Genomic DNA, 11,279 nt, shown 5'->3' with positions numbered 1-11,279 from the left:
GTGCTCTCGGCGTGCGCCCGGATCTCCCTCGTACTGGACGTACTCGGGTGATTCGGGCGTGCGGCGAGAGTGCGTGCCGGGCGTCGCGGGCCCGCAAAGATCCGCCGGACAGGCCCTAGCTGCCGCCGCCGGACGGGGGTCAGCTCCGGACGAGGGTGATGTCCCGGTCGGCCGTGGCGTGGAACACCGGCAGCGGTACGAGTCCGCTGGGCCGCAGTTCCATCACGTCGGCCCGGACGTGCGCGGCGCCCGCGTCGAGCGTCTCCGAGGAGATCTTGCCGGAGCCAGCCCAGCGGTGCTCGGCGCCGTCGCAGCGGGCGCCGCTGCCGCCGATGCCGTGCCGGACGCGCGGGTCGGCCTGGCTGATCGAGGAGCTGACGAGGACCGGGCCGGTGCCGGGCAGACAGCGGTAGGTGCCGGAGAGGGTGACGGTACCGTCGGCCGCGAGGCGGGCGGTCGCGTCGACGGTGACGCTCTCGCCCGGCGCCGCGGTGGCCGGGTCGGTGAGCGCGCACAGCAGGGCGGCCGCGCCGAGCGTGGCGGCCAGAACGGGACGTACGGGCATCGGATGCCTCCCGGTGTGGGGTGTGGGGGCTCCCACAGGTACCGGGGGCGGCGCGCGCGGCACGCGATCCTCACCCCATCGTCGGCGCGTCAATGGGCCGTGCGCAGTCGTCCCCGTGTCCTGCGAGAAGCCTTCGCACCGATGGTGACCAGCAGGTATGCCGACGACCTAAAATGATCAACGTGTCCGAGCAGCACGCCCCCAGGTCCCTCATCGTCACGCTCTACGGGGCGTACGGCCGTTCCGTACCGGGCCCGGTGCCCGTCGCCGAGCTGATCCGGCTGCTGGCCGCGGTCGGGGTGGACGCGCCCTCGGTGCGCTCCTCGGTGTCCCGGCTGAAACGGCGCGGTCTGCTGCTGCCGGCCCGCACCGCCGGGGGTGCGGCGGGGTACGAGCTGTCGGCGGAGGCACGCCGGTCGCTGAGCGCGGACGACCGCCGTATCCACGCCACCGGGCCCGCCGAGGACGAGGGCTGGGTGCTCGCGGTGTTCTCGGTGCCCGAGTCGGAGCGGCAGAAGCGGCATGTGCTGCGCACACGGCTGGCCGCGCTGGGCTTCGGCGCGGCGGCCCCGGGGGTGTGGATAGCCCCGGCCCGGCTGCACGAGGAGGCCCGGCACGCGCTGGGCCTGCTGGGTCTGGAGACCTACGTGGATCTCTTCCGGGGCGATCATCTGGGGTTCGCGCCCACGGCCGAGGCGGTCGGCCGATGGTGGGACCTGCCGGCCATCGCCGGGCAGCACGAGCGGTTCCTCGCGGCGCACGCGCCGGTGCTGCGCGCCTGGGAGGGCCGGGCGGACACCCCGGCCGAGGACGCCTACCGGGACTATCTGCTGGCCCTGGACTCCTGGCGCGGGCTGCCCGGCGCCGACCCCGGTCTGCCGGCCCGGCTGCTGCCCGCCGACTGGCCGGGGGCCCACTCGGCGCGGGTGTTCCGGGCGCTGCACGAGCGGCTGCGGGACGCGGGCGCGGCGTTCGTCGGGGTGTGAGCGCGGCGGCCGGTGACCGGGCGGTCGCTCCGTGGCACCGGGCGGCCGAAACAGACACCCTCGCGCTGTGACTGTGGTCACTCGGCCGAGGTGGCGGCGCGGCGCGTTCGACCGTCCCGTCACCGGTGTCACCGGTGATCAACAGGGACGTAACAGCAGCTACGGGTGGGGATGGTGAGGTGTTCGGCGCGGCCCGCCGACGGGTATCGAGGCCTATGGTTCCGGCCACTGCCCGCCGGGGGTTTCGATGGCCGGAGCCGTACCATTCCTACAGTCGAAGGCAGGACAGCCTGCTGCATGAACGGACTCGCCGTGCACGAACTCCCCACCGGATCGGCCTCCTGGCGCATCGCACTGCCGCACACCGCCGCGGCGGTGCCGGTCGCTCGTGCCCTGGTGCGTTCGGCGCTCGCCGAGTTGGGGCATCTGGCCGACTGCGACACGGCGGAGCTGCTGACCGCCGAGCTGGTGGCGAACGCGGTGGAGCACACCGCCGGCAGCGGTCCGATCGAGCTGGTGGTGGAGCTGCGGCCGACCGGCTGCCAGGTCGAGGTGCACGACCCGGACCCGGCGCCGCCCGGCCATCTGACCCGTCCGGTGATCGAGGAGCCCGACCCCTGGCAGGAGGGAGGGCGCGGCCTGTTGCTGATCCGCGCCCTCAGTTCGTCCTGTGGTCACCGCCCCACCTCGTCGGGCAAGGCGGTGTGGTTCAGACTGCCTGTCGTTCCCGCTCAGCGTTCGGCGTGACTCCGGCCGCCCCGGCCCGGCCCAGCGTGGAGTGCCGGCGCCCGTAGGCGTGGTAGACGCCGTGTACGAGAAGAAGGCGGCGGTGGTGCCCGCGCCGATGCCGCCCAGGCCCGCCGGGGAGAACGGGGTGAGGTTGCCGTGCTTGAACGCGCTGTAGCCGACGGCACAGAACGCGAGCAGGACGACGAGCTTCACGGCGGGCAGGTTGACCACACCGCCGTCGGCCGGTCCGCCGGACGCGGCGAGGACGAAGGAGACGACCACGGCGGGTCCGGCCTGCGCGACGGAGTCGGAGAGTCCGACGTGGTGCTCGTTTCTGGTGGTGCGGACGGCCCTGGTCGGGCCGCTGCGTCGGCGCGGCACAAAGGGTGGGGGCCGGGCCGTCGGTCAGCACAAGGCCAGGTGAGGCGGGTCAACCAAGGACTGGTGACGTATCCCCGAGGGTGGCGACGAGCACGGCCTTGATCGTGTGCATCCGGTTCTCCGCCTCGTCGAAGACCACCGAGTGCTCGGACTCGAAGACCTCGTCGCTGACCTCCAGCTCGGTCAGTCCGTACCGCTCGTGGATCTCGCGGCCGACGGCGGTGCCGAGGTCGTGGAAGGCGGGCAGGCAGTGCAGGAACCGTACGCCGGGGTTGCCGGTGGCGCGCAGCACGTCCATGGTCACGGCGTACGGGCCGAGCAGGCCGATGCGCTCGTCCCAGACCTGCTTGGGCTCCCCCATCGACACCCAGACATCGGTGGCGACGAAGTCGGCGCCGTGCACCCCCTCCTTCACGTCCTCGGTGAGGGTGACGCGGGCACCGGAGACCTCGGCCAGCCGGCGGGCCAGCGCCACGATGGTCTCGGCGGGCCAGAGCAGCCGGGGTGCGACGATGCGCACGTCCATGCCGAGCAGGGCGCCGGTGACCAGGTAGGAGTTGCCCATGTTGTACCGGGCGTCGCCCAGGTAGGCGAAGGCGATGTCCTCCAGCGGCTCCGCGCTGTGCTCGGTCATGGTGAGCAGGTCGGCGAGCATCTGGGTGGGGTGCCACTCGTCGGTCAGGCCGTTGTAGACGGGGACGCCCGCGTGCGCGGCCAGCTCCTCCACGACGCCCTGGCCGTGCCCCCGGTACTCGATCGCGTCGTACATCCGGCCCAGCACCCGGGCGGTGTCCTTGACGGACTCCTTGTGCCCGATCTGGGAGCCGGCCGGGTCGAGATACGTGGTGTGGGCGCCCTGGTCGGCGGCGGCGACCTCGAAGGCGCAGCGGGTGCGCGTCGAGGTCTTCTCGAAGATCAGGGCGATGTTGCGGCCGGTCAGGTACCGTGTCTCGGCTCCGGCCCGCTTGGCCGCCTTCAGCTCGGCGGCCAGCGCGAGCAGCCCGCGGAACTCCTCGGCCGTGAAGTCCAGCTCCTTGAGGAAGTGTCGGCCGGCGAGGGCGGTCGGGACTGTCGCCATGGGGGCGCTCCAGGGGTACGTGGTGCACTGACTCACGTAATTCTATACGAGCCTCGGCATTTCTATTCACCCGACATCATGATCATACGAAGTCGCACGCCAGGGCCTACCACACCGCGTCCCGCTCCACCGGGCAGCTCATACAGCGCGGCCCGCCCCTCCCCCGCCCCAGCTCGCTGCCCGGGATCTCGATCACCTCGATGCCCTGCTTGCGCAGATGCGTGTTGGTGGTGGCGTTGCGTTCGTAGGCGACCACGACTCCGGGCTCCACGGCGAGGACGTTGCAGCCGTCGTCCCACTGCTCGCGCTCGGCGGCGTGCACGTCCTGCGTGGCGGTGAGCACCCGGATCTCACCGAGGCCGAGGGCGGCGGCGATGGCCCGGTGCATGTGCTCCGGCGGATGGTCGGTGACCTTCAGCTCGCGCTCTCCGGCGCCGGGCTCGATGGTGTACGAGCGCAGCAGGCCGAGCCCGGCGTACTGGGTGAAGGTGTCGCCGTCGACCATGGTCATCACGGTGTCGAGGTGCATGAAGGCGCGCCGCTTGGGCATGTCCAGCGCCAGGATGGTCCGCGCGGAGCCCGACTCGAACAGCTTGTGCGCGAGCATCTCCACCGCCTGCGGGGTGGTGCGCTCGCTCATCCCGATCAGCACGGCGCCGTTGCCGATCACCAGCACGTCGCCGCCCTCGATGGTGGAGGGGTAGTCGGCCTGGCCGCGCGACCAGATGCGGGGGCTCTCCTCGGTGAAGAGCGGGTGGTGCCGGTAGATCGCCTCGAAGTGCACGGTTTCGCGCTGCCGGGCGGGCCAGCGCATGGCGTTGATGGAGACGCCGTCGTAGATCCACGCCGAGGTGTCGCGGGTGAAGAGGTGGTTGGGCAGCGGGCCCAGCAGGAAGTCGTCCAGCTCCATGACATGGAAGCGGACCGAGGCGGGCTCGGGGTGGCCGGCCAGGAACTCCCGCTTGGTCATGCCGCCGACCAGCGCCTCGGCCAGCTCGCCGGGGGCCAGCGCGTCGAAGGCGGTGCGCAGATGGCCGGTGGCGAGCGGGCCGTACTCCTTCTCGTCGAAGACGTGGTCCAGGACCAGGGTGCGGGCCTCCGGCACGGCCATGGTCTCGGTGAGCAGGTCGCCGAAGAGGTGCACCTCGACTCCCCGGTCGCGCAGGACGTCGGCGAAGCCGTCGTGCTCGGCGCGCGCCCGGCGGACCCACAGCACGTCGTCGAAGAGGAGGGCGTCCTTGTTGCTGGGGGTGAGGCGCTTGAGTTCGAGGTCCGGCCTGTGCAGGATCACCCGGCGGAGCCGCCCGGCCTCGGAGTCGACGTGGAATGCCATGCCTTCATCCTGGCCGCCGGGGGGAGCGTTCACTCGTCTCCCGGCCGTTTCCGCACTCCCTCTTTTCGTCCTGTTGACGAGAACAGGCCGTCCCGCTTATCGTCTTTACGACGAGAAGTGAGGGGTTCCCATGGCCGACATCACCCGGCGCCTCGGCTGGCGCCACCTGCGCGGTGTGCCCGCGGCGCACATCCGGCACCACCGCTCGGGCACGCTGCTGCACGACGGGCCAGGGCTCAGCTTCTGGTTCCGGCCGCTGACCGCCGCGCTGTCCGAGGTGCCGGTGGACGACCGGGAACTGGCGATGACCTTCCACGCCCGTACGCACGACTTCCAGGACGTGGCGGTCACCGCGACGGTGACGTACCGGATCGCGGACCCGGCCACCGCCGCCGCCCGCCTGGACTTCTCCGTCGACCCCGACACCGGGGTCTGGCGCGGCGCCCCGCTGGAGCAGCTCGGCACCCTGCTCACCGAGACGGCCCAGCAGCACGCGCTGGACGTGCTGGCCCGTACGCCCCTGGCGGCGGCGCTGGTGGACGGCGCGGCGGCGGTGCGCGAACGCGTCACCGCCGGGCTGGGCGCCGAGCCCCGGCTCCCCGCCACCGGCATCGAGGTGGTCGCGGTGCGCGTGATGGCGCTGCGCCCCGAGCCGGAGGTGGAGCGGGCGCTGCGCACCCCGGCCCGCGAGCAGATCCAGCAGGAGGCCGACCGCGCGACCTACGAACGGCGGGCGGTCGCGGTCGAGCGGGAGCGCGCCATCGCGGAGAACGAACTGGCCAGCCGCATCGAGCTGGCCCGCCGCGAGGAACGGCTGGTGGAGCAGCGGGGCACCAACGCCCGCCGGGAGGCGGAGGAGGAGGCCGCGGCCGACGCGGTGCGCGCCCAGGCGGAGGCGGCCCGGTCGGTGAAGCTGGCCGAGGCGGAGGCCACGCGGACGGCCCGGCTGGCGGAGGCGGAGGCGGAGCGGACGGTGCGGATCGCCCGTGCGGAGGCCGAGGCCGCCCGCGAGACCGGCGAGGCGCGGGCCGAGGAGCGGGCGGCGTGGCTGCGGGTGCACGCCGAGGCCGGCGTCGACGGCGCCGAGGCGCTGCGGGCGCTCACCGCCGCCCGGCTCGCGGAGAACCTGCCGCGCATCGACAGCGTGACCGTCTCCCCCGACGTGCTGACCGGACTGCTCGCCCGGCTGACCCACGCCACGCCGGACGGCACCCGGTGAGCCTCGCCCCGCGCGCCGTGCTGGTCCACCGCACCACGGAGTACGAGGAGCTGGTGGCCCGGCACGGTACGCACGGGCAGGCCGCGTTCTTCCTCTCCTCGCGCGGCCGGGACATCGAGGAGGTGGCCGAACGCCACCGCCGGGCGCGCCGCGCCCTGGCCGAGGTGACCGCCGCCGTCCCGCTGAACTGGCGCCAGGCGCTGCTGGAGCGTGCCGACCTGGACCGCTTCCTGTTCGCCCCGGAGGACGTGGTCGTGGTGGTGGGCCAGGACGGGCTGGTGGCGAACGCCGCCAAGTACCTGGACGGCCAGCCGGTGATCGGCATCGACACCGATCCGGGCCGCAACCCCGGTGTGCTGGTCCGGCACCGGCCGCCCGACACCGCCGCCCTGCTGGCCTCGGCCGGGGGCACGGCGGACGAGCTGACCATGGTCGAGGCCGTCACCGACGACACGCAGCGGCTGGTGGCGCTGAACGAGATCTACCTCGGCGCGCCGGGCCACCAGACCGCCCGGTACCGCCTGGGTCTCGACGGCGACAGGAGTGCGGTCGAGGCCCAGGCTTCCTCCGGGGTCCTGGTGGGCACCGGGACCGGGGCCACCGGCTGGCTCCGGTCGGTGTGGCAGGAGCGGGGCGGCACCCTGCCCCTGCCGGCGCCGACCGAGGACCGGCTGCTGTGGTTCGTCCGCGAGGCGTGGCCGTCGCCCGCCACCGGGACGAGCCTGGTCGGGGGCGGCCTCACCGCCTCGGCTTCCCTGACGCTCACCGTGGAGTCCGACCGCCTGATCGCCTTCGGCGACGGCATCGAGTCCGACGCGCTCCAGCTCACCTGGGGGCAGACGGTACGGGTGGGCGTGTGCGGGCGGCGGCTGCGGCTGGTGGGCTGAGATCCCGCTGTCGAAGGCGCTCAGAGCCGGGGGTCCACCGGCTCCGACTCCAGCGCGAGTACGCCGAACACCGCCTCGTGCACCCGCCACAGCGGCTCCCCCTCGGCGAGCCGGTCCAGGGCCTCCAGGCCGAGGGCGTACTCGCGCAGCGCCAGCGACCGCTTGTGGTTGAGGAACCGGTGGCGCAGCTTGGCCAGGTTGTCCGGGCGCGTGTACTCGGGTCCGTAGATGATCCGCAGGTACTCGCGGCCCCGGCACTTGATGCCCGGCTGCACCGGCCGGCCCTGCCCGTCGCGGACGAGCGCGCCGAGCGGCTTGACGACCATGCCCTCGCCGCCCCGGCCGGTCATCTCCAGCCACCAGTCGGTGCCCGCCCGGACCGACTCCGGGTCGCCGGTGTCGACGTACAGGCGCCTCGTGGTCTGGAGCAGGCCGGAGGTGTCGTGTTCCGCCAGGCGGTCCAGCAGGGCCAGTTGCTCGTCGTGCGGGAGTCCGGCGAGGCTTCGGCCGCGTACCGCGAGGATCTGGAAGGGGGCGAGGCGGACGCCGTCGAGACCCTCGGTGGGCCAGCAGTAGCGGCGGTAGGCGTCGGTGAACGCGGTCGCGTCGGCGGCCCGTTCGCGCTGCCGGTCCAGCAGCGCGGACACGTCGGCGCCCCGGGCCCCGGCCGCCTCCAGTGCGGCGAGTGCGGGCGGGAACACGGCGCCGGAGGCGGCGCCCACGGCGGCGTACTGGCGGCGCAGCAGCCCCTCGGACTTCAGCGACCACGGCATCAACTCGGCGTCCAGCAGCAGCCAGTCGGTGTCGAGCCGCTCCCACAGGCCGGCCTCGGTGACCGCCGCGCGGAGCCGGCCGAGGATCTCCTCGGTCACCGCGCCGTCGTCGAAGAACGGCCGCCCGGTACGGGTGTAGAGCGCGCCCGTGGGCCCTTCCGGCACACCGAACCGCTTCGCGGCGGTCTCCGCGTCCCGGCAGACCAGGGCCACGGCGCGCGAGCCCATGTGCTTCTCCTCGCACACCACCCGCCCGACCCCGTCCCGCGCGTACTGCGCGAACGCCTCGGCCGGGTGCTCCAGATAGCCGTCCTCCTGCGAGGTGGGCGTCGGCGCCATGGTGGGCGGGAGATACGGCAGCAGGCGCGGGTCTACGGCGAAGCGGCTCATCACCTCCAGCGCGGCGGCCGCGTTCTCCTCGCGCACCGCGACCCGGCCCGCGTACCGCGTCTCCACCCCGCCCCGGCCGGTGACGTCGGCCAGGTCCAACGGCCGCCCGTCCTGGCCGCCGGGCGCGTCCACGCGCAGCGGCCTCACCGGCTCGTACCAGGTCCGTTCGGCGGGTACGTCCACGATCTCGCGCTCCGGCCAGCGCAGCGCGGTCAGCTTGCCGCCGAAGACGGCGCCGGTGTCGAGGCAGATCGTGTTGTTGAGCCAGGTGGCTTCCGGTACCGGAGTGTGGCCGTACACCACGGCCGCGCGGCCTCGGTAGTCCTCGGCCCACGGGTAGCGCACGGGCAGCCCGAACTCGTCGGTCTCCCCGGTGGTCTCGCCGTACAGCGCGTGCGAGCGGACCCGGCCGGAGGTGCGGCCGTGGTACTTCTCCGGCAGGCCGGCGTGGCAGACCACGAGCCGGCCGCCGTCGAGGACGTAGTGGCTGACCAGCCCGTCGACGAAGCGGCGCACCTCGTCCTTGAACTCCTCGCTCTCGCCCTCCAGCTGGGCGATGGTCTCGGCGAGGCCGTGGGTGTGCTGGACGGTGCGGCCCTTGAGGTAGCGGCCGAACTTGTTCTCGTGGTTGCCCGGCACGCACAGCGCGGTCCCGGCTGCGACCATGCCCATCACGCGCCGCAGCACGGCGGGGCTGTCCGGACCCCGGTCGACCAGGTCACCGACGAACACGGCGGTACGGCCCTCGGGGTGGACTCCGTCGGCGTAGCCCAACTTGACGAGCAGCGACTCCAGTTCGGACGAGCAGCCGTGGATGTCCCCGACGATGTCGAAGGGGCCGGTGAGGTGGGTGAGGTCGTTGTACCGCTTCTCGGTGACGACCGTGGCGCCCTCGACCTCGGCGACCCCGCGCAGCACATGCACCTTGCGGAAGCCCTCGCGCTCCAAGCCCCGCAGGGAACGGCGGAGTTCGCGGGTGTGCCGCTGGATCACCCGGCGGGGCATGCCCGCGCGGTCGGGGCGGGCCGCGTTGCGCTCGGCGCACACCTCCTCGGGCACGTCCAGCACGATGGCGATGGGCAGCACGTCGTACTTCCTGGCCAGCTCGACCAACTGCCGCCGGGCGTCCGGCTGGACGCTGGTGGCGTCGACGACGGCACGGCGGCCGGCGGCGAGCCGCTTGCCCGCGATGTAGTGCAGGACGTCGAAGGCGTCCCTGGTCGCGCTCTGGTCGTTCTCGTCGTCGGCGACCAGGCCCCGGCAGAAGTCGGAGGAGATCACCTCGGTGGGCGCGAAGTGCTCGCGGGCGAAGGTCGACTTGCCGGAGCCGGTGGCGCCGACGAGGACGACGAGGGAGAGGTCGGTGACGGGCAGCGCCCGTCCCGGGCGGGTCTCGGTCATGCGGCCTTCGCCTCCTTCTTGTCCTGCTCGGTGGTGTCGCGGTGGAAGACGGCCAGTTGGGTGGGCGGACCGACCTCGGGGTCGTCGGGGCCGACCGGGCGGAGTTCGGCCGTGTAGCCGTACCGTTCGGCGACGGCGGCCGCCCAGGCGCGGAACTCCTCGCGGGTCCACTCGAAGCGGTGGTCACCGTGCCGGACGTGCCCGGCGGGCAGGGTCTCCCAGCGGACGTTGTACTCGACGTTCGGCGTGGTCACGAGGACGGTGCGCGGGCGGGCGGCGCCGAACACGGTGTACTCCAGCGCGGGCAGCCGGGGCAGGTCGAGGTGCTCGATCACCTCGCTGAGCACGGCCGCGTCGTAGCCGGTGAGCCGCTTGTCGGTGTAGGTGAGCGAGCCCTGCAGCAGCCGGACGCGGGACGCCTGCCGCTCGCCCATGCGGTCCAGCTTGAGGCGGCGGGCGGCGATGGCGAGGGCACGTGCGGACACGTCGACCCCCGTGATCTCGGTGAACCGCACGTCCCGCAGCAGCTCCCGCACGAGGTGGCCCTCGCCGCAGCCGAGGTCGAGCACCCGGGCGGCACCGGACTCGCGCAGCCCGGCGAGGATCGCCTCCCGGCGCTGGACGGCGAGCGGGGTGGGCCGGGGTTCGGCCTCGGCCTCCGCCTCGACGGCGTTGTCGATGTCCTCGACCTCGCTGTCGTCGGTCTCGGCGAGACGCACCAGTTCGAGGCGCTCCATCGCCTGCCGGGTCAGGGACCAGCGGCGCGAGAGGTAGCGGTTGGTGATCAGCCGCTGCTCGGGGTGGCCGGGCAGCCAGCCCTCACCGGCGCGCAGCAGCTTGTCGACCTCGTCGGGCGAGACCCAGTAGTGCTTGGCGTCGTCCAGCACCGGCAGCAGCACGTAGAGGTGGCGGAGCGCCTCGGCGAGGGTGAGCTGCTCCGACTCCAGCACGAGGCGGACGTAGCGGGAGTCGCCCCAGTCGGGGAACTCGGTGTCCAGGGCCACCGGTTCGGCGGTGACGTCCCAGCCGAGCGGCGCGAACAGCGCGCGCACCAGGTCCGGGCCGCCCTTCGCGGCGACGGCGGGCACCTCGATCCGCAGCGGCAGCGGGGCGGCGGCGCGCTCCGGGCGGGCCTTGCACACCCCGTGCAGGGCGGTGGAGAAGACGGCGCCGAGCGCGACGGCGAGGAGTGAGGAGGCCGCGTAGGGACGGTCGTTGACGTACTGGCCGAGGGCCGCGTCGGGGGCGCCGCCCCGGCCCTTGCCCTTGCCCTTGCCGCGCCGGATCAGCGCGATGGGATCGACCTCCAGCAGCAGCGCGGCCGTGCAGCGCTCGACCTCCGCCTCGGGGTAGAAGACGTGCGCGGTCCCGTGGGACGTGCTGAACGTCTGCGCGTTGCCGGGGTTCTTGTGCAGCAGGAACCCGAGGTCGGTGGCGGGGGTGGCGGCCGTGCCGCGTGTGGAGATCGTTAGGAACACATGACCGAGTCTCACGGTTCGGAGGGCCCGTTGACCACAGGTTTTCTGGAGTCGGGGCC

9 protein-coding genes and 1 pseudogene are annotated in these 11,279 nt (G+C 73.4%); 4 read left to right on the top strand and 6 right to left on the bottom strand.

The genetic code is table 11. From position 1 onward, the window contains the following. Positions 1-139: 139 nt before the first annotated feature. Positions 140-565, bottom strand: coding sequence for a DUF6299 family protein (locus ACFWN1_RS27405; protein ID WP_384367362.1), 426 nt, complete (start codon positions 563-565; stop codon positions 140-142). 173 nt (positions 566-738) lie between these two features. Between ACFWN1_RS27405 and ACFWN1_RS27400 the strand changes: the two genes are divergently transcribed. Together ACFWN1_RS27400 and ACFWN1_RS27395 are read left to right on the top strand one after the other, a co-directional pair. Beyond that, positions 739-1,551, top strand: a complete 813-nt coding sequence (locus tag ACFWN1_RS27400; RefSeq protein ID WP_384367359.1) for a PaaX family transcriptional regulator C-terminal domain-containing protein — start codon at positions 739-741, stop codon at positions 1,549-1,551. 297 nt (positions 1,552-1,848) lie between these two features. Beyond that, entirely contained in the window at positions 1,849-2,298 is a 450-nt protein-coding gene (locus tag ACFWN1_RS27395; RefSeq protein WP_384367356.1) for an ATP-binding protein, read from the top strand. 33 nt (positions 2,299-2,331) lie between these two features. On the opposite strand, the pseudogene ACFWN1_RS27390 reads toward ACFWN1_RS27395, so the two are convergent. From ACFWN1_RS27390 to ACFWN1_RS27380, 3 genes and pseudogenes are all read right to left on the bottom strand, one after another. Then, positions 2,332-2,601: pseudogene (locus tag ACFWN1_RS27390) on the bottom strand (amino acid permease); the annotation flags it as partial. 109 nt (positions 2,602-2,710) lie between these two features. Then, on the bottom strand, positions 2,711-3,739 hold the full coding sequence (gene argF / locus ACFWN1_RS27385) for an ornithine carbamoyltransferase (protein WP_384367353.1): 1,029 nt from the start codon (positions 3,737-3,739) through the stop codon (positions 2,711-2,713). A 106-nt stretch (positions 3,740-3,845) separates the two neighbouring features. After that, positions 3,846-5,072 carry an arginine deiminase gene (locus ACFWN1_RS27380; RefSeq protein ID WP_384367350.1) on the bottom strand — a complete coding sequence of 409 codons (1,227 nt, stop codon included), beginning with the start codon at positions 5,070-5,072 and terminating at the stop codon, positions 3,846-3,848. A 130-nt stretch (positions 5,073-5,202) separates the two neighbouring features. On the opposite strand from ACFWN1_RS27380, the gene ACFWN1_RS27375 reads away from it, so the two are divergent. Next, on the top strand, positions 5,203-6,291 hold the full coding sequence (locus ACFWN1_RS27375) for an SPFH domain-containing protein (RefSeq protein WP_384367347.1): 1,089 nt from the start codon (positions 5,203-5,205) through the stop codon (positions 6,289-6,291). Further along, the gene (locus ACFWN1_RS27370; protein WP_384367344.1) at positions 6,288-7,178 is read left to right on the top strand and encodes a hypothetical protein; all 891 of its coding nucleotides are present in this window, start codon (positions 6,288-6,290) and stop codon (positions 7,176-7,178) included. Before ACFWN1_RS27375 ends, ACFWN1_RS27370 begins: the two co-directional genes overlap by 4 nt. 20 nt (positions 7,179-7,198) lie before the next feature. On the opposite strand, the gene ACFWN1_RS27365 is transcribed toward ACFWN1_RS27370, so the two are convergent. Both ACFWN1_RS27365 and ACFWN1_RS27360 read right to left on the bottom strand, forming a co-directional pair. Continuing rightward, a complete protein-coding gene (locus ACFWN1_RS27365; protein WP_384367341.1) occupies positions 7,199-9,742 on the bottom strand; it encodes a polynucleotide kinase-phosphatase in 2,544 nt (847 codons plus the stop codon). After that, positions 9,739-11,220 (bottom strand): 3' terminal RNA ribose 2'-O-methyltransferase Hen1, encoded by a 1,482-nt coding sequence (locus tag ACFWN1_RS27360; protein ID WP_384367338.1) that lies wholly within the window; start codon positions 11,218-11,220, stop codon positions 9,739-9,741. The genes ACFWN1_RS27365 and ACFWN1_RS27360 overlap by 4 nt, the downstream gene beginning before the upstream one ends. Between the last annotated feature and the right edge of the window lie 59 nt (positions 11,221-11,279).

The organism is Streptomyces sp. NPDC058459, from assembly GCF_042721685.1.
Taxonomy (GTDB): domain Bacteria; phylum Actinomycetota; class Actinomycetes; order Streptomycetales; family Streptomycetaceae; genus Streptomyces.
Note: the sequence above shows the minus strand (reverse complement) of the source record. Positions and strands in the feature narration are given on the sequence as shown.

Excerpts from the sequence above, each read along its gene's own strand:
- ACFWN1_RS27405 (WP_384367362.1), bottom strand. The coding sequence starts at position 565 with ATGCCCGTACGTCCCGTTCTGGCCGCCACGCTCGGCGCGGCCGCCCTG.
- ACFWN1_RS27400 (WP_384367359.1), top strand. The coding sequence starts at position 739 with ATGATCAACGTGTCCGAGCAGCACGCCCCCAGGTCCCTCATCGTCACG.
- ACFWN1_RS27395 (WP_384367356.1), top strand. The coding sequence starts at position 1,849 with ATGAACGGACTCGCCGTGCACGAACTCCCCACCGGATCGGCCTCCTGG.
- argF (WP_384367353.1), bottom strand. The coding sequence starts at position 3,739 with ATGGCGACAGTCCCGACCGCCCTCGCCGGCCGACACTTCCTCAAGGAG.
- ACFWN1_RS27380 (WP_384367350.1), bottom strand. The coding sequence starts at position 5,072 with ATGGCATTCCACGTCGACTCCGAGGCCGGGCGGCTCCGCCGGGTGATC.
- ACFWN1_RS27375 (WP_384367347.1), top strand. The coding sequence starts at position 5,203 with ATGGCCGACATCACCCGGCGCCTCGGCTGGCGCCACCTGCGCGGTGTG.
- ACFWN1_RS27365 (WP_384367341.1), bottom strand. The coding sequence starts at position 9,742 with ATGACCGAGACCCGCCCGGGACGGGCGCTGCCCGTCACCGACCTCTCC.